General features: G+C 65.8%; 20 protein-coding genes. 11 read left to right on the forward strand and 9 right to left on the reverse strand.

What is annotated here, in order from left to right; translation table 11 throughout:
• Window positions 1-156: 156 nt before the first annotated feature.
• On the forward strand, window positions 157-2,463 hold the full coding sequence (locus tag AB0L58_RS39060) for a tetratricopeptide repeat protein (protein WP_364395601.1): 2,307 nt from the start codon (window positions 157-159) through the stop codon (window positions 2,461-2,463).
• 48 nt (window positions 2,464-2,511) lie between these two features.
• Here the strand turns inward: AB0L58_RS39060 and AB0L58_RS39065 are convergent, their stop codons facing one another.
• The gene (locus AB0L58_RS39065; RefSeq protein ID WP_364395603.1) at window positions 2,512-2,865 is read right to left on the reverse strand and encodes a DUF1707 domain-containing protein; all 354 of its coding nucleotides are present in this window, start codon (window positions 2,863-2,865) and stop codon (window positions 2,512-2,514) included.
• A 170-nt stretch (window positions 2,866-3,035) separates the two neighbouring features.
• Here AB0L58_RS39065 and AB0L58_RS39070 point away from each other — a divergent pair, with 170 nt between their 5' ends.
• Window positions 3,036-3,770: a MerR family transcriptional regulator gene (locus tag AB0L58_RS39070; protein WP_364395605.1), complete on the forward strand. Its 735-nt coding sequence runs from the start codon at window positions 3,036-3,038 to the stop codon at window positions 3,768-3,770.
• A 226-nt stretch (window positions 3,771-3,996) separates the two neighbouring features.
• Window positions 3,997-4,572, forward strand: a complete 576-nt coding sequence (locus tag AB0L58_RS39075; RefSeq protein WP_364395607.1) for a hypothetical protein — start codon at window positions 3,997-3,999, stop codon at window positions 4,570-4,572.
• 257 nt (window positions 4,573-4,829) lie between these two features.
• On the opposite strand, the gene AB0L58_RS39080 is transcribed toward AB0L58_RS39075, so the two are convergent.
• The 4 genes from AB0L58_RS39080 to AB0L58_RS39095 all read right to left on the reverse strand — a co-directional run bounded on the left by AB0L58_RS39080 (window position 4,830) and on the right by AB0L58_RS39095 (window position 7,760).
• Window positions 4,830-5,126 carry a hypothetical protein gene (locus AB0L58_RS39080; protein ID WP_364395609.1) on the reverse strand — a complete coding sequence of 99 codons (297 nt, stop codon included), beginning with the start codon at window positions 5,124-5,126 and terminating at the stop codon, window positions 4,830-4,832.
• 403 nt (window positions 5,127-5,529) lie between these two features.
• Window positions 5,530-5,952 carry a threonyl-tRNA synthetase editing domain-containing protein gene (locus tag AB0L58_RS39085; protein ID WP_364395611.1) on the reverse strand — a complete coding sequence of 141 codons (423 nt, stop codon included), beginning with the start codon at window positions 5,950-5,952 and terminating at the stop codon, window positions 5,530-5,532.
• A 9-nt stretch (window positions 5,953-5,961) separates the two neighbouring features.
• Window positions 5,962-6,495, reverse strand: a complete 534-nt coding sequence (locus tag AB0L58_RS39090; protein ID WP_364395613.1) for a hypothetical protein — start codon at window positions 6,493-6,495, stop codon at window positions 5,962-5,964.
• Window positions 6,496-6,554: 59 nt separating this feature from the next.
• On the reverse strand, window positions 6,555-7,760 hold the full coding sequence (locus AB0L58_RS39095) for a phosphotransferase (protein ID WP_364395615.1): 1,206 nt from the start codon (window positions 7,758-7,760) through the stop codon (window positions 6,555-6,557).
• A 207-nt stretch (window positions 7,761-7,967) separates the two neighbouring features.
• Here AB0L58_RS39095 and AB0L58_RS39100 point away from each other — a divergent pair, with 207 nt between their 5' ends.
• Window positions 7,968-10,742, forward strand: a complete 2,775-nt coding sequence (locus AB0L58_RS39100) for an AAA family ATPase (RefSeq protein WP_364395617.1) — start codon at window positions 7,968-7,970, stop codon at window positions 10,740-10,742.
• An 83-nt stretch (window positions 10,743-10,825) separates the two neighbouring features.
• The gene (locus AB0L58_RS39105; RefSeq protein WP_364395619.1) at window positions 10,826-12,181 is read left to right on the forward strand and encodes a cytochrome P450; all 1,356 of its coding nucleotides are present in this window, start codon (window positions 10,826-10,828) and stop codon (window positions 12,179-12,181) included.
• Window positions 12,182-12,234: 53 nt separating this feature from the next.
• Here AB0L58_RS39105 and AB0L58_RS39110 read toward each other — a convergent pair whose 3' ends face one another.
• The 3 genes from AB0L58_RS39110 to AB0L58_RS39120 all read right to left on the reverse strand — a co-directional run bounded on the left by AB0L58_RS39110 (window position 12,235) and on the right by AB0L58_RS39120 (window position 14,880).
• Window positions 12,235-12,846 carry a class I SAM-dependent methyltransferase gene (locus tag AB0L58_RS39110; RefSeq protein WP_364395669.1) on the reverse strand — a complete coding sequence of 204 codons (612 nt, stop codon included), beginning with the start codon at window positions 12,844-12,846 and terminating at the stop codon, window positions 12,235-12,237.
• 227 nt (window positions 12,847-13,073) lie between these two features.
• On the reverse strand, window positions 13,074-13,967 hold the full coding sequence (locus tag AB0L58_RS39115; protein ID WP_364395621.1) for an alpha/beta hydrolase: 894 nt from the start codon (window positions 13,965-13,967) through the stop codon (window positions 13,074-13,076).
• The gene (locus tag AB0L58_RS39120; RefSeq protein ID WP_364395623.1) at window positions 13,933-14,880 is read right to left on the reverse strand and encodes an AraC family transcriptional regulator; all 948 of its coding nucleotides are present in this window, start codon (window positions 14,878-14,880) and stop codon (window positions 13,933-13,935) included. The genes AB0L58_RS39115 and AB0L58_RS39120 overlap by 35 nt, the downstream gene beginning before the upstream one ends.
• 73 nt (window positions 14,881-14,953) lie before the next feature.
• On the opposite strand from AB0L58_RS39120, the gene AB0L58_RS39125 reads away from it, so the two are divergent.
• The 6 genes from AB0L58_RS39125 (at window position 14,954) to AB0L58_RS39150 (ending at window position 22,503) form a co-directional block, all read left to right on the forward strand.
• The gene (locus AB0L58_RS39125; protein WP_364395628.1) at window positions 14,954-15,430 is read left to right on the forward strand and encodes a hypothetical protein; all 477 of its coding nucleotides are present in this window, start codon (window positions 14,954-14,956) and stop codon (window positions 15,428-15,430) included.
• Window positions 15,427-15,798, forward strand: a complete 372-nt coding sequence (locus AB0L58_RS39130) for a hypothetical protein (protein ID WP_364395630.1) — start codon at window positions 15,427-15,429, stop codon at window positions 15,796-15,798. The genes AB0L58_RS39125 and AB0L58_RS39130 overlap by 4 nt, the downstream gene beginning before the upstream one ends.
• 58 nt (window positions 15,799-15,856) lie before the next feature.
• Window positions 15,857-18,715, forward strand: a complete 2,859-nt coding sequence (locus AB0L58_RS39135) for an AAA family ATPase (protein ID WP_364395632.1) — start codon at window positions 15,857-15,859, stop codon at window positions 18,713-18,715.
• 80 nt (window positions 18,716-18,795) lie between these two features.
• On the forward strand, window positions 18,796-19,965 hold the full coding sequence (locus AB0L58_RS39140; RefSeq protein WP_364395634.1) for an FAD-dependent monooxygenase: 1,170 nt from the start codon (window positions 18,796-18,798) through the stop codon (window positions 19,963-19,965).
• A 157-nt stretch (window positions 19,966-20,122) separates the two neighbouring features.
• Window positions 20,123-21,100, forward strand: coding sequence for an L-histidine N(alpha)-methyltransferase (gene egtD / locus AB0L58_RS39145; RefSeq protein WP_364395636.1), 978 nt, complete (start codon window positions 20,123-20,125; stop codon window positions 21,098-21,100).
• On the forward strand, window positions 21,097-22,503 hold the full coding sequence (locus AB0L58_RS39150; protein WP_364395638.1) for a DHA2 family efflux MFS transporter permease subunit: 1,407 nt from the start codon (window positions 21,097-21,099) through the stop codon (window positions 22,501-22,503). The genes egtD and AB0L58_RS39150 overlap by 4 nt, the downstream gene beginning before the upstream one ends.
• A gap of 94 nt (window positions 22,504-22,597) precedes the next feature.
• On the opposite strand, the gene AB0L58_RS39155 is transcribed toward AB0L58_RS39150, so the two are convergent.
• Window positions 22,598-23,329 carry a response regulator transcription factor gene (locus AB0L58_RS39155; protein ID WP_364395640.1) on the reverse strand — a complete coding sequence of 244 codons (732 nt, stop codon included), beginning with the start codon at window positions 23,327-23,329 and terminating at the stop codon, window positions 22,598-22,600.
• Window positions 23,330-23,376 lie beyond the last annotated feature (47 nt).

The raw sequence follows: 23,376 nt of genomic DNA on the forward strand, positions 1-23,376 counted from the left end.
GAAGAGAATAGGTCCCCTATTCACCGGGCTCGAAAGGTTCCCATGCCGGAACAACCCAGCGCCTCCGAGAATCCGCTGCCGCACCCATGGGCGAATCGGCGGATGCGCGGTACCGAGGTTCCGCGACGGACGCCTCATCCCTGGGCAACTCGCGGCATGTCGAAAATCGAACCGTCGCAACGCCGCCAGCATCCGTGGTCCGGGCCGAGCACGGTGGAACGCAATCCGTCGCAACGGTTCTCCCTGCCGTCGGCGCCCGGCGACACGATGCCGGTGAGCGATCCGGTGACGGGGGCCGAACAGACTCTCGAACTCGACGAGCCGGTCTCCGGCCGTAGCGGGCGCTCCCGGCCGAGCGTGCGGCGCCTCGGTGCCGGTCTCGTGCCGATGCCGCGGGTGGCGCCGGTCGACCCCCGCGCCGCCATTCTCGACGATCCGGAAGTGCCCGAGCTCAAACGGTTCTGCTGGAAATGTCAGGAACCGGTCGGCCGTCGCACCGCGACAGAGCCGGGTGCGGTGACCGGCGAATGCGGCCGCTGTGGCTCGCCGTTCAACTTCCGTCCCACCTTGCAGCGCGGCGAACTGGTCGCCGATCAATACGAGGTGCAGGGGTCGCTGGCGCACGGCGGACTCGGTTGGATTTATCTCGCGGTCGATCGCAATGTCAGCGACCGCTGGGTCGTGCTGAAGGGGTTGCAGAACCCACTCGACTTCGAGGCGCATGTGGTCGCGCTCGCCGAACGACAATTCCTATCCGAGGTGGCCCACCCCGGCGTCGTGAAGATTTACAACTTCGTCAAACATCGGTCTGCCCGCGATATTCCGGACGGCTACATCGTCATGGAATATGTCGGCGGACAATCGCTGAAGAAGATGCTCGATCTGCGCGGCAAGGAGCGCATTCCGGTCGTCGAGGCGATCGCCTACATCATGGAAATCCTGCCGGCGCTGGACTATCTGCATTCCTTCGGATTGGCGTACAACGATCTGAAACCCGACAACATCATGGTCAGCGAGCACGAGGTCAAACTCATCGATTTGGGTGCGGTCGCCGCCATGGACTCCTATGGCAGCATTTACGGCACGCCCGGCTATCAGGCACCGGAGATCACCGAGACCGGGCCGACCGTGGTTTCGGATATCTATACCGTTGGCCGGACCTTGGCGGCTCTTGCCCTGGATCTGCCGCGGGACCGGGACGGGCACTTTCTCGGCGGAATACCCGAACCGGATGAGGATCCGCTGCTGGCGCGCTATTCGTGCCTGTACCGCTTGCTGTTGCGCGCCACCGATCCGGAGCCGGAGCGCCGCTTCCCGTCCGCGTATTCGATGTACTGTCAGCTCGCCGGTGCGCTGCGCATGGTGCTCGCGATCGATACCGGCCTGGAACACCCCCAGCCGTCGGTCGAATTGAGCTCCATGCGAGACGATTTCGGCATCGATACGCTGATCGGCCAGACCGACGGCATCGTCGACGGGATGGACCGCATGCCGGTGCTCGAGGCACGCGATGTCGTCGCGGCGCTGCCGACGCCGTTGATCGATAGTGAGGATCCCAGTGCCGAACTGCTGTCGTCCCTGCTGCACGGCGAACCGCGGCACGCGCTGGACGCGCTGCGCCGGGCACACGAACGCATTCGAGCGGGCACGATTGTCGCCCCGGAATCCTTCGACCTGGAGGGGCCGCTGACCGCGGTCCGCGCCTATCTGGATCTCGGAGAAACCGTTCCAGCCTGCCAACTGCTCGCGGACCTGCGCCCGGACTACGGCGCGGACTGGCGCATCGAATGGTATGTCGGTGTCGCCGCATTGCTAGACGGCCATTACGACCGGGCTTGGCAGCATTTCGAGACCGTGCACTCGATGCTGCCCGGCGAAATCGGCCCGGAACTGGCCCTCGCCGCCACCGCGGAACTGGTGCTGCAACATCTGGACGACCCGGCCGAATCGGATCGCTGGCATCGGGCCGCGGCCGAGCACTACCGCGCGGTATGGCGGACCAACCACGGCGTGGTGAGCGCGGCCTTCGGCCTGGCCCGTCGGCTCGCCGCGGACGGCGAATTGCTCGAGGCGGTCGCGGTGCTCGACCAGGTACCCGCCGCCTCCCGCCATCACAGCGTGGCGCATACGACGGGTTGTCTGCTGCTGGTCTCGCGGCCGATCGCCGATATCACCGAGGCGGATATCTGTACGGCGGCGGGTCGGTTGGAGGCGCTGCCCGACGATGCGCGAACGCTGCAATTGCAGGTCATCGTGGTCGGGGCGGCCCTGGAGTGGCTGCGGGTCGGCGGGCGGCCACGGAGTCCGAGCCGGACGATCCTCGGCTTTCCGGTCACTTCGGCCGGACTGCGGCAGGGACTCGAAACCAGCCTGCGCGCCCTGGCCAGAACCGCGCCGGATCGCTGGCACCGCTACCGGCTGGTCGATCTGGCGAATTCCATTCGGCCGCGCACCCGTTGGTAAGCCCGCGGCGGTGGGTGACGGCAGTCGGAGAGCCGACGGGGTGGGAACTCAGCGCATTCGCTGCACCACGAAGGCGACGATGGTCCCGGTGCCCGCCAGCAGCCACAGCCAGTTGCCGGTGGCGACCGCGAGCACGACCGCGACGATCGAAATCACCGCTGCGATCGTCCGCAGTCGCTGCAGCGCATTAACGGTGGGTGCCGACGGTGCGGGCGGTGTGACGCCGGGGAGGTCGGCGAATAATTCCGCCAGTTGTCCTTTGGTGGTCGCCGCCGCGGCAATGGCGCTGCGTTCGTCGAACTCGGTCAGGCTCAATCGCCCGGTACCGAGGTGGTGCGACAGTTGCTCCAGCGCCCGTTCTCGTTCCGTCACGGTAATTCGAGAAGCCTGCGCCTCGGTCATATCGGAAGGATAGGCCCCGCCGCCTCTGTATCGGATGGGACGAATTGCCAAGGGCGGGAATAGTTAGGGGGTGTCATTGGGGGTTGACGGTGGGCCGCGAACCATAGGGGCCCGGCATCACTGACGTATGCTTACCTATGAGTAATGTTTCTGTGTGGTTTCCTAGACATATGGCAGGGGACGTGGAGTACACGATCGATGAGCTGGCGCGCGAGGCTGGTACGACCGTGCGCAGCCTGCGGGTTTACGCCGAGCGCGGCATCCTGCCCCCGCCACAGGTGAAGGGCCGCACCGGCTTCTACGGGCCGGATCACCTCAATCGGGTGCAGACGATCAGCCGTTTGCTGGACCGGGGGATCAAGCTCAACGGCATCCGGGAACTGCTGGAGGCATGGGACCGCGGTGACGATCTCGGCGATATCCTCGGCGTCGCGGAGCCGGGTGCGACGCAGTCCATCGTGCCGCCTGCTGGCGATACGATCGCGGCGACCGAACTCGAGCAGCGCTATCGCGATGTTCCCCATGGTTTGGCCCGCGTGGTCTCGGCCGGTCTGTACGAACCGGTGGACGCCGCGACCTACCGCATCGCCGATCCGCAGCTGATCCGCATCTTCGATCAGTTGGAGGGTGCGGGCATGCCGGTCGACGCGCTGCTCGGCGAATTGGAGCGGTTGCGCGCCGACTGCGACCGGATCGCCCGCCGCTTCGTCGATCTGTTCCACCGGTCGGCGTGGGAGCCATATCAGAACTCTGGGCGCACGCCCGCGGACAAGGCCGTGCTCGCCGACCGGGTGGCCGAGACTCGGGTCCGTCCGGGGCAGGCGGCCGGTGAGCTCGTGAACCGCTTTGTCGCAAAGTATCTCGAACAGGACAGCGAACTCACCGAGTCGCTGCCCGACGCCTGACGCGATCGGCTCGCGCCGAGACGCGCAATTTTTTGCCTGGCTTGCGGCCGTTCTTTCTTTGCTGCATGTCCCTGGCCAGGCCTTTCCTTCTCTGTTGTTCCCATGAGTGGCGACACTTAGTCTAACGTGCCGTTAAATAGCGTTACATTAGGCAGCGGGAACAGCACCTCCCATCGGCCCGTATCGACGTCGGCCGGCGGGCGAGACAATGATGAAGGAGACGTCGATGATCAACGTCAGCGAACAGGCACCCAGACCGACCGAATGTCCTGACCCGGCACGCAATGGCCAGGGTCGCAACAAGATCCGAGCACTGTCCATGCTCGCGGCGATCGCTGCGGCGGTCGGCGGATTCGGCCTCGGCACCGGGGCACCTGCGGCCAACGCCGATATCGGCGTGCGCTGTCTGTGGGCCGGTGAGGCTGTTCAGCAGGGTGTGGCGGTCGCCGCGGGCGGCTGGATGTACCGGTGCCAATCCGATTTCTTCGGCTTCGCGCGCTGGTCCCGTGAGGGCTACGCCCCCGGTCGCAGCAGCGTGTACAACCCTGGTACCAACGGTAATCCCGCGGGCAAGTTCAGCCCGGGTGCGCAGCAGCCCGGCACCGATTACATGGACTACTGCGTCGGCAGTCAGCTGATCGAGGGCCGCGAGGATATGTACGAGGCCGTCGCGGACGGCCGAGGCGGGCTGTACTGGCGTGCGGCCGGGCCGATTTCGAACTGGACCTTCGATATGGCCGCGAACCGGCCGGGGCCGTCGTGGCGGTCGTCGAGCCTGTGTATCGACGGCAATCTGACCTGAGTTAGCACCGCGAATCTTCCTACCGCTGATGCCCTTTCGGGCGGTCGCGCAATTCAGCGCACACCGTCTGGAAGGGCATCGGTCTGTATTGACGGTCAATTGGCTACTGGTGGAGTGCAACTGGCTACCCCGGTGCAATTCCGCCTTCCCGAAGTGGTTGGCGCGACGCATCGGGTGCTGCGCACATACGAATACGACCGCCGCTCCTGTCGGAGCGGCGGTCGTATTCGTATGTGAAGAGCCGCAAGGGGAATGGATCAGCGGCTGTTGCCCTCGGCGGGCACCCAAACCCAGCGTCCACCATCGTTGGTGTTGTTGTTGTAGGAGCCCCGGCTCGAGTTGTTGTTTCCGGTGGCGGCGTGATCCTGATCGGCGACGCGACGGTTGCCCGAGTTGCTGTTGCTGTACCCGCCGCCTCGTGCGCCGCCGCCATTGCTGTTGCTGTGGTTACCGGGCGCCGCGATGGTCGACTGAATCGCCATGGCGGCCGGAGTGATCACCAGTGCACCGGCGACCGCGCCGGCGATGACGACCTTCTTCGACTTGAGGTTCATGGTTACCGATATCTCCTTCGTCCCGCCGAGCCCGGACTTGGTCGGTAAGTGGGTGTGCCGGGGATGCAGGTTGTATGAGGTCTATTGTGCCGCTATTTGACGGCACAATCAATAGTGAACCGTTACGGAAACCTCCGCATTCCTGGCGGTCTTCCCATTCCTGGGAGTAGTGCTGGGGTTCCGCTCAGGCGGATTCGAATCGTCCACCCGGCAGCCGACTCCGGAGCGCGCTGCGCAAACAGGCCGGAGGCGGCCCAATTCCCCTGGTCGGCACCGAGTTTCGGCGGTGGTGTGCCCAACCACCAGCCACCTGTTCGGCCACGGTCGGACAGCGTAGTGCTTGTCGCGCAGGAGTGATTTCCAGCAGCGGGAGGGGTTGGGCGAGAATGCGGGCCGCCGCGCCTCACATCGGCAGGTGGACGACGCGCTGTTCCCATTCGCCGTCGAGAACGTCGGCCTGCCAGCGCTTGTTCCAGCCGAACGGCATGAGATGGACGTGGGCGCCGCGGGCCTGGAGGGATTCGGCGAGATTCGTCAGTACATGCAAAGCCGTTGGAACATCGGATCGTTCACCGGGGGTGGCCAGATGAGAGAACCCGTTGATGACGATATGCGACGCATCGGTCTTGGATGCGATGCGCCTTACGATCTTCGCGGCCGCCGTCGACGAGGTCGAATCGCCGCGCTCCACGCCGACCATGAGCAGTAGGCAGTCGGAGAAGGTATTGGGCACGCCGATCGCCGCCGATTCGAGATCTACGGCGGCCGGACTTGCGGTGGTGACGGTGTACTCGAAGGTGCGGCAACGACTACTGAAGATCTTCATGCTCAGTGTTCAGCGTCGACCACGTTCGGGGGTGACGCACACCTTCCTGACTCGTGCGGCCAGCGCCGAATGGGCGAGGAACTGTGAGCGCGGACCGTGCCAGCGCAACACCGGGTCGCAGTGCCGGTTGTCGTCGGCCGACATCTGGATCACATGCTGTGTCCCGGCACCGTCGAGCGGGTCGACGCGGCAATGCTTGAACCAGCCGAACGGCATCAGGTGGACCTGCTCACCACGTTCCTCGAGCCGCTCGGCGACTTCGGTCAGCACGTCGATGGCCTCGGCGAGTTCGGAGAGCACATCGAATCCGGCTGGGGTGCGATTTCTTTCGCCGGGGCGGGGCAGGCATGCGAAACCCTCGACGACGATCGGTCCGGCGTCGGATTCGGTGACGATGCGCCGGACCAGCTGCACGGCGGTGCCCGCAAGTGCCCGGTCGCCGCGGTCCACCCCGATCGTCAGCAGCAGGCAGTCGTGGAAGCATCTGCGTGCCCCGATCACCGACGGTTCGATATCAATGGCGCACGGGCTCGCTGTCGTCACGGTGTATTCGACCGTGCGGCAACGATTACTGACGATGCGCATCGGCTACCTCTGGTCCTTCATCCGGCCGACTCGACGGCTCTGGTGGCATCGAGGTCGAGTACGGCGGTCGCGGTGCGCTCGATGATGCCGAGGCAGACCTCATCGGGCTGATACTCGGGCGCGATGGCGCTGTGGCTGATGGTCGAGAGCCACCTGAAATACGGGTACAACATCTGCTGGCGGTAGGCCAGCCAGGCCGTGTCGAAGTCGGGTGCCGGCGCCCCGCAGGCCGCTAGACGTGCTAGGTAACCGGTTAGTAGTTCGCGTTCCCAGGCTCGCCGGTCGGCCACATCCAGACCGGAGGCAACCAGGTATGCGAAGTCACAGGCCCAACTGCCGCGCTGTACGACCCGCCAGTCGGTGATACCCATTCGGCCGGCCGCGGTGACATAGGTATTGCCGATGTGACTGTCGCCGTGCAGGAAGGTCTGCGGTCCGGTGCTCGCGATCTCGAGCGAGCGTTCCAGTGCGCGATACAGCCGGTCATGGTGGGCGGGTAGCGCTTCCGGAATCACCGAAAGCGCGCGCCCGGCCCCGACCCGCGCCCGCTTGGACATGCCGATCAATCGGTCGAGATCGGCGAAATGCGAGCGAGGCGTTTCGAGCCACCCGTGTAACCGCAGCCCTTTGTCGTCCCAGTACCGGGCGTGCCAGGTCGCCATGGTGCGCAACAGATCCTCGATCTGCTCGCGTCCGATCGGGGTGCCAGGTGTGCAGAAGCTGGCGCCCTTGGTGCTGACGACATCCTCGAGCAGTGAGATCGAGCGCCCGGACCGGCTGTCGACTGCGCTGTGATATCCGCGCGGGGCCTCTATTTCCAGATTGGGTCGTACATGTTTGAAGAAGCCGGGTTCGCCGTGCAGGGTGCCGGCCAGGCCGAGGGTGAGCCGCTGTTTGAAGTCCGCGGTAGTCTTCGCGAACAGGTTCTCCGGCAGGCCCGCGACCTGGCCGATCTCGTTGTAGCCGACGGTGAGTTTCCACCGTGTCGAGGTACCGCTGCTCCGATCCGTGGTAGCGAACGCTTCGACCTTCGCACCCGGATGGTCGTAGCACAGCACGGCGGTGAGCCAATCGGTGGTCAGTTCTCGTCCGGTCACCGGCACATCGGCCGCACGCATGGCCTGTGGACGGATAACCGCTTCCCGCGCGATATGACCACCGACTCGAGCAAATCCGCGCACCACGGCGAGTGCGGGGTGCCGCGTGGGTGCCTCGGACTGCAACGGTTCTCCTTTGCTCGGCGGCCGATCGGACCTGCTCTACCGGCTGATTTGCCGGTCACGAGCCGCCGTAATCGGACCCTATGGCAGCCGTGAAGCGGGAACATCCGTCATAGCGGGTAGGAATATCCGCATCAGTCGGTGAGATATCGCTCCTACCGGGCGATGTGCATGCTGCACTGGCTCATGCGGGGGCATAGGATTCTGTCCGTGCAGGGTCCCCTTACCTCGGTCTTCGTCGGTCGTGATGCAGAGGTCGAGCGTGTTGTCGCGCTGGGCCGCCGTGCCGCCGCGGGGGAGGGGGCGGTGGTGCTAGTCGAGGGCGAGCCGGGTATCGGCAAGACCGCGCTACTCGATGCGGCCGTCGCCGGATATGCCGCCGACGGTCTGACCGTGCGTCGGGGCGCCGCGCAGGAATTGCAGCGGCAGGTGCCGTTCGCGGCGGTGTGCTCCTGGCTGGACAGCGATCGAGGATCCGATCCGGTGCGGGCGCTGCTGCGCAGTGGGGATCGGGCGGGTGACGGTGCGGCGACGCACGAGTTCGCGATCAGCGAGGCGATCCTCGATCTGGTCGATACCTGGTGTGCCGCCGGTCCGGTCGCATTGGTCATCGACGATGTGCACTGGGCGGATCGGCAGAGTCTGGCGGTGCTGTACCTGCTCTGCGGGGTTGCCGGCGATATGCCGCTGCTGCTGGTGCTGGCGACGCGTCCGCTGCCCCGGGACACCGGGTTGGCCGCGTTGACGGCGGAACTGGCGCACCGCGGTGCGCCGGTGATTCGACTCGGCGCGCTGCCGGAACGTGCCGCGGCGGAACTGGTTCGGCATATGGTCGGTGCGGCTCCGGGGCCAGGCCTGATGCGGCAGGTTGTCGGTGCGGGCGGAAATCCGCTCTACATTACGGAATTGGTGGCATCGCTGTTGCGCGACGAGGCGATCACGGTTGTCGCCGATACCGCCGATCCCACCGACCTGGCCGATGGCCCCTCCGCGTCGTTGGCGGGGGCGATCGCACAGCGGCTGGAATTCCTGTCCCGATCGGCGCGGCAGCTACTGCCGATGGCCGCCGCCCTCGGACCGACCGTGTATGTCGCGGAACTCGCCGCGGTATTGGACAGTCCGATCCTGGAAATCTGGAATGTGGTCACCGAGGCGACCGATGGCGGTCTGCTCACCCGCGCCGACTCCGAGCTGGTCTTCCGGCACGATCTGATCCGTCAGGTGCTCGCCGATCAGCTGCCCGATTCGCTGCGCGCCGGATTGCTGCGTCGGGCCGGGCAGATCCTGCTGGCCACCGACGCGCCGATCGAGCGAATCGCGTACTACCTGCTGGCGGGGGAGAACGGGCTCGACAAGCCGACGCTCGACTGGCTGGTCGCGGTGGCCGACAAATTGATCGTGCGCGCGCCCGAGATCGCGCTGCAGCTATTGCAGCGCGCGGCGGACACTGCGGACCTCGGCATGCGTGCGGTACTGCTGCGACTGCATGCCTACGCGCTGCTGTGGAATGGTCGCGCGGCCGAGGCCGAAGCCCTCGTGCGCACGGCGCTGCTGAACCGGTCCGAGGACGATATCGAACTGCGCTGGTTGCTGGTGCAGGCCTGCCATGCGCTCGGCGATCTGCGCGAAGTCGTCGCCGTTGCCGAAAAGACCCTGGCCACATCGAATCTCACGGATGCGGACGCGGGCCGATTCCACGGGTTGAGCGGCTTGACCAATGTCTTCCTGGGCCGGCTCGACGCCGCGGAGGCGGCGGGCGCGCAGGCGCTGGCGATCGGGGAAGCCATCGAAAATCCCCTCGTGACCGGATACGGACTTTTGACCGTGGGGGGCGTGCGCTATTCGTGGGGCTACCTCGACGAGGCACTGGAACTGAGCAGCCGCATCTTGCAAGAATTCGAAAGCGGATTCGGTTCGGACCAGCTCGATCCCCATATCCTCAACGCCCACTGCTTGATCGAGCTCGATCGACTCGCCGATGCGGAAGCGATGCTGCACAAGGCGATCGGATACAGTCACCGGGTCCACGGTGTCTATCTGGGCACGATCATGGTCGCCAAGGCGCGGCTCTATGTATTGGACGGACGCTGGGACGATGCGCTCGTCGAATGCACTTCGGGCCAATCGGTGCCCGACGCCTTCGGGTACACCCCGATCCTGCACTTCCTGTCCGCGCTGATCGGCATCCACCGCGGCACCTTCCTGCCGGATCCGGATACCATCCCCGCACCCGCCGACCTGCCGGGCACCCGTAGTTACGGCCAACTCTATCCGTGGATCAAGGCCCTCATGCTCGAGACCCACGGCGATCCGCGAGGCGCACTGGATCTGCTCGTCGACGCGCATTTGCGCCTCGCAGACGGATTGACCGCGCACACGCTGTATTACATCTTCCCGGATATCGCCCGTCTGGCCGCCGATGTCGGCGACGAGAAAGCGGCTCGTTCGGTGGTCGTGGCGTCCGCCGAGCTGGCGCGGCGCCAACCGACGGCTTCCAGAACCGGCACCGCCCTGCTGTGCCGCGGCGTTGCCGAGCGCGATCCCGCGACTGTGCGTGCGGCCGCCGACATGTTCCGCCAGGCGGGGCGACCGCTCTACGAGGCGCAGGCATACGAGAACGCGGCCGTATTGTTCGCCGCGGATGGGTCCGACTCGGACGCCCGCGCAGCTCTGGATGCCGCCGTCGAGCTCTATACCGGTCTCGGCGCATCGTGGGATATCGCCCGCGCGTTCGCGCGCATGCGCCCGTACGGAATTCGCCGCGGTGTCCGCGGTCCGCGCAACCGCCCGAAATCCGGCCGCGCCGCCTTGACCGATACCGAACGCAAGGTAGCCGCCCTGGTGGCCGAGGGCTCCTCCAACTCCGACATCGCCGCCCAGATGTTCCTGTCGCGCAGGACAATTCAGTCCCACGTCTCCAATATCCTGGCCAAGCTCGGCGTCGGATCCCGGCGTGACATCGCCGCCGCGCTCTCCGAAAAGTGAACTCTGACTTCGAAGTTCTTCGCGGCTTGTTGCGGATCGACACTCACGGTGCGGATGTCGACACGATCGGTTTTACTTAGTGCATGTCACTAATTGCCGCTACCGGTGGGCTACCTCCGAGGTTCGCCGGCCGTCTGCGTAACACCAAGCGCTTCATCGGGGATCCGATTGCGCTGCTGTCCGACGCTATGACGCGGCACGGCAATGTATTCGAGCTCCAGCTGCTCAACGGGAACATGGTCGGGGTCACCCATCCCCACCACATCAAGTACATCTTGCAGGAGCGCATGGCGAACTTCACGCGCGAGACCCAGTTGTACAACACCATCGAACCGTTCGTAGGGCGCGGACTGGCGTCCATCGCCGACCACAGCCGGTGGCGACGCAACCGGCGCCTGGCCCAACCCGCCTTTCACCACAAGAAGATCAACGCGCTCGGCGAGATCATGGTGGCCGAGATCGACTCCATGTGTGACGAATGGGCCGAACATGCCTTTGCCGGGCGGACAATCGACCTCGGTGCGCAGCTGAGCAACCTGACATTGCGGATCGTGGTGCGGTCGCTGTTCGGACTGGACCCGCACGGCCCGGAGGTCACCGGCTTGGCCCGCGAAATGCACAGGATGCTTGCCGAATTGGGGAAGTTCGTGCAAATGCCTCTGGTGCCGTTGAAGTTTCCGACTCCGAGCCACCGCCGCTTCTGGCGGGCGATCGGAGAGATGGACGCCATCGTCTACCAGGTGATCGCCGATTTGCGCGGTTCGGACAACAGCGGCCTGCTGTCCATGTTCATGAACGCCACCGACGAGGACACCAACGAAAAACTCACCGACCGCGAGCTGCGTGACGAGGTCGTCACCATGCTCTTCGGCGGTCACGAGACCAGCGCCTCGGCACTGACCTGGGCGATGCTGCAGTTGCAATCGAATCCCGTGGTGCGCCAGCGGCTCTGCGCCGACGTCGACAACGCGTTGTCCGACGGGCATGCCACCATGGCCGACCTGCCCGCGCTGACCTATGGCAAACAGGTGCTGGAGGAGGTGCTGCGGATGCAGCCACCAGCATGGATGGGGCAACGTCGCGCCGTCGAGGACGACGAGATCGGTGGATACCGCATCTCCGCGGGCACTCCGGTGGTCTACAGCTACTATCACGCGCACCGGAACCCCGAGTGCTGGGACCAGCCCGACATCTTCGACCCGGACCGCTTCGCTCCCACCGCCGTCGCAGCTCGGGACCGGAACGTGTACCTGCCCTTCGGCGCGGGTGGCCACCTGTGTATCGGCAACGCGTTCGCGATGATGGAGATGCAATTGGCACTGTCCACCATTGTCCGGCGGTTCGAGGTGACCATTGAGAACCCGGACTTCACCCCGATGTCCGGCCTCACGCTCAACCCCAAGTTCCCGATCATCGCGAAGGTAGCCGAACGGCGATAACTGCAGGTCGGGCAGTCTGGGCGGTGCCCTCATGGTCGGCTACTCAGCCGAGATCACGATCTCGAGCCGCGGTACCGGACCCGTTCGACGGTCGCGAGCCAAGCAGGTGCCCCGTTGTCGTGGTATCGCGTGTCGAGCCGATCCGGTTCGATCGCGATGACCTTCCATCCATTGCCCGAATCGAACGCCGCGGTCAGCTCTTCCCGGCTGACCGGGTGTGGGCCGGTATCGGGACCGTTGTCGCTGAAGCACAACACATACAAGGTGCCACCGGGCACGGTCGCCGACGCCAGACTCGCCACATATTCCGGCCGTTCGTCCGCGTCGAAGGTGTGGAACAGTCCACAGTCCAGCACCGTTTCGAACCTGCGCGCCAAACGCTCCAACCGCAAGGCATCGGCCGCGACGAACTCCGCAGCTATCGCACGCTCGGCGGCCTTCGCCCGCGCGATTGCCAGCGCCGTCTCGGCCACGTCAACACCGAGCACCGAAAATCCCAGCGCCGCAACGTATAGCGCATTCTCCCCGCTCCCGCACCCCGCATCGAGCACCGCCCCCGTGAACCCGCCCGCAGTCCCCAATCGCACGATTGCCTGCTGTGGCCGGCCCACGTCCCACGGCGCAAGTTCGTCCTGGTACGACGCATCCCACGGCAGCCCGGTCATCCGCTCATGACTGGTCGGCCGCCGCCCCCCGAACGAATCTCCCGACACCTCCATACCCCAGATCCTCCCACCCCATCCCAACCCACATAACCCCCACAACACAGCTGGTCAGACGGTCACCGTGTGTTCCTGGCGGTATTGCCCGAAAGCCCCGCGACCACTGCGTGGTGACTATCTGCCCAGTGCTCGGGTGCGGTGGCGGACTTACCTCAGACGCAGGTCCTGGATCAGAGGTTTCGGTCGAAGTGGTCGACGGCACGGTCGACGGCGGGCAGTACGTAGGTGTCATCGTCGTAGAGGTCGATGTGGTTGGTGGTGTCCAGCAGCAGAAGTTCCTTGGGTTCGGGGGCTTTCGCGTGCGCCGCTTCGGCATCTCCGACCGGAATCGCCTGGTCGCCGCGGCCGTGCACGATCAGCAGGGGAGTGGTGAGCAGCGGCAGGTAGGCGTCCACGTCCAGCGTCAGCTCCTGCAACACCGACTGCGCGGTGCAACGGTTTTCCCAGCCGGCTCGCGCGCCACGTGCGGTGCCGTAGTACTCGAACGGCTCCGGCCCGGGATTGCCCGCGGGCATGCCTTCCGGGTTGACCGCCGGCCAGTACTCGACCTCACCGGAGTCGAACTGGCGCTGTGTGATCTGCGCGAACTGATCCATCAGTGCGGCGAAGTTCTCCGCCCCGAAGCGATTTCGGATCAGCGTCGGATTGTTGTAGGCGGCGGCGATGAGGGCTATCGCCTTGATCCTCGGGTCGAATGCCGCCAGCTGCGTCGCGTAGATCCCGCCCAGACACACTCCGCAGACGGCGATCTTATCGGCGTCGATGTCCGGCCGGGCGGCCAGGAAGCTCACCGCGTGCCGCAGATCGGACACCTTGGCGGTGGCGTCCTCGTGCTGGCGCGGCAGCCCCTCGCTATCACCCCAGTTGCGGTGGTCGAAAGACAATGCGACATAGCCACGCTCGGCGAACCGCTCCGCGTAGTAGCCCGTAACCTGGTCGCGCACACCGGAAAACGGTCCGGTCAGTACCACCGCACCGCGTTCGGTACCGGGCTCGGGCAGATACAGATCGCCCACCAGACGATATCCGTCACTGGTGAACTCGATCTTTTCGATCCGCGTCATCGCCATCCCTCTCTTCTGGTCGGACAAGGACAGTAGGCGCCTTCGGCTCGGTCGGTCTTGTACGTTCTTGCGCGGCACGCGAAGTCCAACTCCGCCGTGCGATGCCGTGAAAGCTCGACCGATAACTCGCCGGTGTGGTGCCGTACGCGGCGGTGAACACCCGTGTCAGATGTGGCTGATCGTGAAAGCCCGTCGCGTAGGCGATTTCGGCGATATCCATACCGCGCCGCAGCATCCATCGGACGTAGTCGAGGCGCAGGCGCACGTGCAGCTTGTGCGGCGGCAGACCGAAATGAGCGGTGCACGCCCGCACGAGCTGGTACTTGCTCGTGCCCGTCACGCCACCGAGCTCGTCGAGCGTCACATTGCGAGAGATATTCTCGCGCAGGTAATCCCGAACGAGCACCGCAATCCGGCCGACCGCACCCGATCCGGAACTCTCGACCGAGTCCGAGCGCAGCGCCAACGCGGCAACGAACTCCAGCAGGCCACCCTCGCGACTCAGTGCGGAACCGGGACGACCTCCGGGCTGATACAGAAGAGCATGCAGCGACCGAAAATGATTCGCCAGCAAGCGATCACCGACGACGACATCCCCGAACCGTACCGCCGCCGATGGCACGACCTCCGCGATCAGGGACGGTGACAGACACATCATGCGCCAGCTCCCCGAGTCCAGATCGTCCGGTGCGCCGGAATGCGCGTCATCGGCATGCAGTGCGATCAGTTCGCCCGGCGCCGCGCGATGGACGGTCCCACGCCTGCGCACAGTGAATCCGGTGCCGCTCACCTGAACCAGCTTGATTTCCTCGTGCACGCTGTTCCGATACGACCGCGCGGGCCCGGCCACCACCATCACGTCGGACACGTCATCCGGCACGAATGGTGTTCCGTCGGTTCGCTGTAGTCCCATTCGATCATCTTGCCCCAGCTAGCTATTTCAGTTACTACTGAAATAGCTAGCCCAAGTTGAATGGAGGTGCTGGATGACGAAGTCGGATCCCGAGCCCGAGCGCGTGCTGCAGTGGGTCGAGCGAGTCGCCATGTTCTGCACGAACGAATACGGGCTACCGCCGATCGCCGGGCGGATTCTGGGCTGGTTGATGATCTGCGATCCGGCCGAGCAGTCCGCCGAGGCGATCGCGTCGGCGATCAGGGCCAGCCGGGCATCGCTGACCACGAATATGCGAATGCTGACCGATGCCGGTTTCGTCCGGCGGCACACCAAACCCGGTGAGCGCACGAACTTTTTCCGCATCGATGACGACGCATGGGACACCGTGGTGCGGCGCCGGGTCGCCAGTCTGGCCACCTTCCGTGACGTCACCGCTGCGGGGATGGAACTCGCGGGCACCGGCAGTCCACGCGCCCGCCGCCTACAGGCCGCCCATGACGTCTACGACTGGATGGCCGAGCGGCTCACCAGGGAACCCATGTCGACACGAAAGGACAGCGACCGATGACGGCGCAGCGTAGGGCCGTAGTGGCGGGTGGCGGAATCGGCGAACTCGCCGCGGCGATCGGCCTGCGGCGTGCCGGATGGTCGGTACGGGTACTGGAGCGACGTGTCGATCCCGGTGAGATCGGCGCCGGTTGGTCGTTCGCGCCCAACGCGTTACGTGCCGACGATCGGCAACGCCGCCCCCGCAGCCAGCAGGTGCAGCGCATGGCCCGACAGGACCCGCGGATCAGCCTGTCCACCAGTGGGCTCGCGTATGCGCTGCTGACCGGGCTTACCCGGCTTGCAGGCGGCGGTGTGGCCGCACGCAAGGCCGCGCGCCCCTGGGACCGGACGCCTCCCACGGTGGGTGTGGCCGCATCCCGGCATTGAGCAGAACGCGTTAAGGTGCGCTTCTGATTGATGGTGCGCAAGGTGCGGGAGCAGGCGGATGCTATACGGCCGGACGGCAGAGCAGCAGCGGATAGATGAGCTGCTCGCCGATGCGGTCGATGGGCACCCGAGTGCCCTTGTCGTGCGTGGTGAAGCGGGAATCGGAAAGTCAGCGCTGCTGGAATACGCCAAGTCGGCGGATGCTCGACTGCTCTGCGTCACCGGCATCGAGTCCGAGACGGAACTTCCCTTCGCCGCACTGCATGTGCTACTGGGTCCGGTCCTGGAGACGGCCTCCCTGTTGCCGCGGCAGCAATCCGATGCGCTGCTCGCCGCATTGGGATTCGGTTCTGCGACACCGGCGGACCGGTTCCTGATCGGCCTGGCCATCCTGAGCCTGCTCACCGAACTTTCGATGAACGGACCGCTGCTGTGTCTGATCGATGACGCGCACTGGCTCGATCAGGAGTCCGCCGACGCGCTGCTATTCGCAGTGCGTCGGCTGCACAGCGAGCCGGTAACGCTGATCTTCGCCGCTCGCGACGGGGAACGCCCTTTTCCCGCACCCGGTGTACCCGAGCTGAATTTGACGGGTTTGGATCCCGCGGCCGCGACGCATCTCGTCGATGCCACCGCTACCCTCGCACCGTCCGCGCGCGCTCACGTTATCGCCGAGGCCGGTGGCAATCCGCTTGCCCTGCTGGAGATTCCGCGCACGTTGACGCCCGCGCAGCGTGCTGGCGACAGCATTCCACTCGCGTATTCACTGGGCGGATCCGAACCACCGTCGAGCCGAGTGCTGGCCGGATTCCGCGATCGGATCCGCGCATTGCCGGCGGCATCCCGCCGCTGTCTGCTGGTCGCCGCCTTGGATGACAGCGGGTTTATCGAGCCCGTGACCCGCGCGCTGTCATCGGTCGGTGCGGTGCTGACGGATTTCGCGCCAGCCGAACAGGCCGGGCTGGTTCGGGTTACCGCATCGGGAATCGAATTCCGCCACCCACTTATCCGCACGGCGGCGCGGCTGGCGTGCGATGTCGCCGAGTGGGTCGCGGCCCATCGGGCCTTGGCCGATGCCCTGGACGACGACCGCAGGGCCTGGCATCTAGCGGCGGCGACCGCACTGCCGGACGAGGAAGTGGCCGCGCAATTGGAGCAGGCCGCGGCGCGGGCACGGCGGCGCGGTGGTCAGATCGCGGTCAGCGCGGGCTATGCCCGTGCCGCCGAATTGTCGCCCGCCGTCCTGGACAAGGCGCGGCGGTGGACGATCGCGGCCACCGCCGCGTATGAAGCCGGGTTATCGCAGCGCGCAACCGACTTGGCCCAGCGCGCAACCGACGTGGCTCAGGGTGAACCCGGAACAGCCCACCACGCTTCCGATTTGGCTGGGCATGCACCCGATGTGGTCCAGCGCGTAACTGATTCGACTGAGCATGCCTCCAGGGCTCGGACTGCCCCCGAATCGGCGGAGTGCGCGGACTCCGTTGCGCCGCCCGTCGAGCCAGCTATTGTCGCGGAACTCTCCCGGGTGCGTGCCGGGCTGGCCTTCGAAGCGGGACATCCGCTCGAGGCCACGCGCCTACTGCACGACGGTGTCCTCGCACTGACCGTGACACAGGATCAACAGGCCTGTCTCGCAATGCTCGGCTGGGCCGCGATCTACGTGTGGTCCAGCCGCCCGCATCCGGACCAACTCGTGTTGGCGCGCCGCACCGAAGAAATCGCCACTCGGGTGTGCGGGCCACAGCACGCGATTCACGCGCTCGCCCGCGATATCCGCCTGCTGCTGGAGGGGGATCGGCTGGCCGTCAATATCGCGCCGTACAACCTCGGCGATGTCGCCGACCTGCCGGTGGACCTGCATATCGTCGCCGCCTATCTGGGCTTCGCCCGTGGCGATGTGGACGGCATGTACCGGGACGCGACACGCCTGGTCGACGCCTGCCGCACTGCGGGCCGGATCGGGCGCATGCCCCAAGCCATGATGATGCTCGCGATCGCCGAACTCGCGACCGGTCGGCACCGTGCCGCACGGGCCACCGCCGCCGAGGGACGGCGGCTCGCCGAGGACATCGGCCAGCACTACTGGAAGCACTATCTGGCCGGTATCGCCGCCTGGCTGGCGGGCGTGGCGGGTGCGGAACAGGAATGCGAGGCCCTGGCCGGGGAAGCGATCGAGGAGGGCGGGATGTGGATGACCGGCATGGCCTGGGCGACCTACGCTCTGGTCGCGCTCGACTGTGGTTACGGCCGGTATACGCAGGTACTGGACCGGCTCGACAAGTCGGCGGCCGGTCCGGGCCGGCACGCATTCGTCTGGCGCTACGCCTATCCCGACTATGTCGAGGCCGCCGTGCGCATCGGCGACCCGCAACGCGCACAGCAGGCGATGTCGCGGTTCACCAACTGGGCCAAGGCAATCGACCAACCATGGGTGCTCGCGGTCCTGCATCGCTGTCACGCCCTGCTCACCGACGGCGACGCGGCGGATCTCTACGAAGGCGCGCTGGACCTGCACGCGCGTGGCGACCAGCCCTTCGAACAGGCGCGGACCGAATTGATGTACGGCGAATGGCTGCGTCGCCACAACCAGCGCACGGCGGCCCGGACACAGTTGCGGGCCGCGATGGCGACCTTCGATCTGCTCGGTGCCGTCCCGTGGTCCGAGCGTGCGGCGGCGGAATTGCGGGCCACCGGGATCTCGATCTCCGACCAGAGCCGCGAATCCGACCCGCTGGCTTCGCTTACGCCACAGGAACTTCAGGTGGTTCGACTGGCCGCGACCGGGGCGACCAACCGGGAGATCGGCACCCAGTTGTTCCTCAGCGCCCGCACCGTCGGCTACCACCTGTACAAGGCGTTCCCCAAGTTGGGCGTGGCCTCGCGCGCCGAACTCGCCAGGTACGCCATGACTTAGCCGTCCGCACGAATCATGAGGGCTACTACAGTCATTCGACAGACGCGGCCGCGGTGTATCCGTCCGTAGCGTCACCCTGCATGAACATTCCCACACAGACAGATGTGCTCGTCGTCGGCGCCGGGCCGGTCGGCATGGCACTGACCACATCGCTCGCGGACAAGGGCGTCCCCGTCATCCTCATCGACAAGCAGGCCGCCGGTGACAACACCTCCCGCGCCGCCGTCGTACACGCCCGCACGCTCGAGGTGCTCACCGAGTTGGACGTCACCGAGAAGATGATCGCGTGCGGAATCATCGTGTCGCAGGCCACCGTTCGGGAACGCGACCGGGTGCTGCTACACGTAGGCTTCGACGATTTGCCTACCGCTTATCCTTACACGCTGCTGATCCCGCAGGACAGCACCGAGCAGATCCTGCTGGAGCGACTGGAGGCCACCGGGACCCGGGTCACGCGGCCCTGTGAGCTGACGGCACTGGCCCAGGATCCGGACGGTATCACCGCGACCACGGCCGCGGGCGAGGTGATCCGGGCGCGCTATGTCGTCGGCACAGACGGGATGCACAGTCTCGTCCGTGAGCAGGCAGGTATCGCCTTCGAAGGTGATACCTACGCCCAGTCTTTCGTCCTCGCCGACACGGTCTTGGGTGGTGACGTGCCGGATGCGGAGATCCGGCTGTACTTTTCCCCGGAGGGCGTCACCGTTATCGCACCCCTGCCGGGCGGACGGCACCGCATCGTGGCCACCGTGGACGATGCCCCGCCCCAACCGGACCACCTCCACGTCCAGCATCTACTGAGTACCCGTGGTCCGCAACGGAATCCGGCCACGGTCGAGAAGATCGTGTGGAGTTCTCGTTTCCGTGTGCACCACCGCTTGGCCGAGCACTACCGCGCCGGACGGATCTTCCTCGCCGGGGATGCCGCGCACGTGCACAGTCCCGCCGGGGGACAGGGCATGAACACGGGTCTGCAGGATGGGCTCGAGCTGGCGGCCAAACTCGCCGCGGTCATCCGCGACGGCGTCGACGACAGTGTCCTGGATACCTATGAGGCCGAACGTCGGCCGGTCGCGGAGGCCGTTGTCGCGTTCACCGACAAGATGACCCGCGTCGCGACTGTCGGCAGCGCACCTTTGCGCGGCCTGCGCAATACGGTGCTGCGCACGTTGGACTGGGTCCCGGCGGTGCAGCAGAAGATGGCCATGAACCTCTCCGAACTGGGCATTGATCCGCAGCGCGTCCGCTGAGCATGATCAAACTTAAGCCGATGTAAATGTGCGATTCGCCGGTTGGCGGGCGTGTGGTGGCGGCGTCGACAATTCCGTTGTCGAAGAAGTGGACCGCAAGGTTTGTAGTCGACACCTGATCCTGCGTCGGCGATTCAGCATCGATCGGAGTAAGCCAGTGCGGCCTCACATCAGTATCGATATCCAACTCACCGAGGACGATCTCGCGGCCGCACTGCGTGCCGATGTCCTGCGAGGGCTGACCGGCAGTCGGAAGTGGCTGCCGTCCAAGTGGTTCTATGACGCGCAGGGCAGCAAGCTGTTCGAAGCGATTACCGAGCTGCCCGAGTATTACCCGACCCGCACGGAGCGGACGCTGCTTCGGCAGACTGCCGATGCGATCGCGTCGGCCGCGGGCGAGGTCGGGGAGCTGATCGAACTCGGTTCGGGTTCATCGGAGAAGACGCGTCTGCTGCTGACCGCATTGCGTGCGCAAGGATCCCTGAAATTGTATCTGCCGCAGGATGTTTCGGAATCCGCACTGCGGACCGCGGTGACCTGGATCCACGAGGAGTATCCCGAACTCGCGGTGCACGGGGTGGTCAGCGACTTCACCAGCATGCTGCATACACTGCCGCGCGGTGACCGGCGGCTCATTGCCCTGCTCGGCGGCACGCTCGGCAATCTGATTCCCGAGGAGCGCGCGGATTTCTACCGGTGCATCCACGAGGTGACCGAGCCGGGCGAACAACTGCTGCTCGGCGTCGGACTCGTGGTCGATCCGGCCGTCATGGTCCCCGCGTACGACGATGCCGCGGGGGTGACGGCCGAGTTCAACCGGAACATCCTGCACGTGGTGAACCAGCGGCTCGGCGCCGATTTCGAGCCGGACCGGTTCGCGCACATAGCGTTGTGGGATCCCGACAACGAGTGGATCGAGATGCGGCTCGAGGCCACGGCCGATATGTCGGTCACGGTCGCCGAGCTGGATCTCGTCGTCGACTTCGCAGCCGGCGAGCAGTTGCGTACCGAGATTTCGGCCAAGTTCCGGCTGCCCGAATTCCAGCGGGAGCTCGAAACCTCCGGTTTCCGAGTGCAGCATTCGTGGACCGATTCGGATGATCGGTTCGCGCTGGTTCTCGCCTGCAGACGATGAGCGATCTCGTCGTACCGAACCAGGCCGCGTCCGCACCGCCGCGCCTGCGTTCGGTCACCGGACGCTGGGTTGTCGCGGCGAGCGTGCTCGGTTCGGCGGTGGTGGTGCTCGACGCATCGGTCGTCAATATCGCGGTGCCGCGGATCGGTTCGAGCCTCGGCGACAATGTCGCCGATCTGCAGTGGGTGGTCGGTGGCTACACCCTGGCCCTGGCATCGCTGATTCTGGTCGGTGGCGCGCTGGGAGACCGGTTGGGGCGACGCAAGGTATTCATCTGGGGCAGTGTCGGTTTCGCGCTGGCATCCCTGGTGTGCAGCGTCGCGTCCTCGATGGAAATGCTCGTCGCGGCGCGGGTCGTGCAGGGGATCGCGGGTGCGCTGATCACGCCGGGCAGCCTGGCATTGCTCTCGGCTTCGATCGATCGTCGCGATCACGGTGCCGCAATCGGCTTGTGGGCCGGGCTCATCGGCGTCATCGAAGCGGTTGGACCGATTGTCGGTGGCTGGCTGACCGAGTTGGCCGGGTGGCGCTCGGTTTTCCTCATCAATGTGCCGTTCGCCGTGGCTGTGGCCATTGTCTCGGTGCATTATCTTCCCGAATCGCGGGACACTGATGCGCGGCCGCTCGATGTGGCGGGGGTGACTACCGCCGTTGCCGGACTGGGTGCGCTGACCTATGGGTGCATCGGTGCGCGTGGGTGGATATCACTGCTCGGCGTGGTGTCGCTCGGGATATTCGCGGTGATCCAGATGCGTGGGGATCATCCGCTGCTGCCGCCGGCATTGTTCTCCGCACGGGTATTCACCGCGGCCAACCTGGTGACTGCTGCGGTATACGCGGGTCTCGGTGGCGTCTACTTCCTGTTGCCATTGCAATTGCAGATGGTGGCGGGGTACTCGCCACTCGCGGCGGGCCTGGCGACAGTGCCGATTACCGGGATCATGTTGGTGTCGTCCGCGTCGGCCGGTCGATGGGCGCAGCGCCACGGCGCGCGTATCCCGATGATCGCCGGGCCCGCGCTCGCCGGCGTCGGTGCCATGCTGCTGACCGAGATCAGTCCGCGCGCAACCTATCTCAGCGCGGTTTTCCCGGGGACCGTCGTGCTCGGTGTCGGATTGGCAGTGTTCGTGGCTCCGCTCACGGGCGCGGTGTTCGCCGCGGTGTCGGCAACGGAATCCGGAATTGCCTCCGGGGTGAACAACGCGGTCGCCCGCACCGCCCAGTTGCTCGCGGTCGCCGCACTGCCGGGGTTCGTCGGTATTTCCGGCGCGCGGCTCACCGATGCCGTCGCGTTCGGCAATGGTTTCCGCATTGCCCTATTTATCTGCGGCGCACTGCTTATCACGGGCGCGGTACTTGCCGCGACCCTGATGCCGAGGTGGTCGGAATCGCCGGTGCGGTGATCGGCGCCGCGGTGGTCGGGATGGGCCGATGTCGTGATCGGTGCGGGATCGATCCTGGCGCGGCCGCGGTCGGGATGACCTGGTTTCCCGCCGGTCAGGCAGTGCGACCCGCGAGCGCATCCACCGCCATCGACTCGACTGCGATCGAGTTCGCCACGGCAGCAATAGGATTCCACCGATAGCCGTAGCTGTGGATGGTGGTAATCAGTCCCGGGCGGTTCAACTTGGTGCGCAGCGCATTGACGTGCACGTACAGTGCATGCGATACCGCGACGAACGCATCGCCCCAGATGCGGTCGAGCAGCTGCTGACGGCTCACCGCCGTACCCGGCTGCTCGACCAGCGCCCGTAACACCGCGAATTCGACCCGGGTCAGCTGCACATTTCGACCGGCGACTTCAACGGTCCCGGCCGCCAGATCCACCCGAACATCGCCCGCGACGACCACCGTCGTCGGCTCGGGCACAGCGCGCACCGGAAGGCGTCGCGTGATCGCGTACAGCCGAGCCGTCAACTCGGCCACCCGCGTCGGCTTCACCAGATAGTCGTCGGCGCCACTGCGCAACGCCCGCACCACCGAGCGCTCGTCGGTATCCGCGGTGAGCACGACCAGCGGCACCGAGCTGACTTCGCGCAGCTTGCGCAGCGCCGTCAGCCCGGACATATCCGGCAGCTCGAGGTCGAGGATAACCGCGTGATAGCGATGATGAGTAACCAACAGGTCCGAGCCCCGACGTTTGCGATCGGCGTGGTGCCCACGCTGGCGCAACTTGTGCACCAGTGCGTCGCCCGTAACGTCGTTATCGTCGACCACGATCAACCGCATACTCGATCCCTCTGCGTCCGAATGCTCTGTGCCCGGCCGATTTCGAA

This window comes from Nocardia sp. NPDC052112 (genome assembly GCF_040680135.1).
GTDB lineage: Bacteria > Actinomycetota > Actinomycetes > Mycobacteriales > Mycobacteriaceae > Nocardia.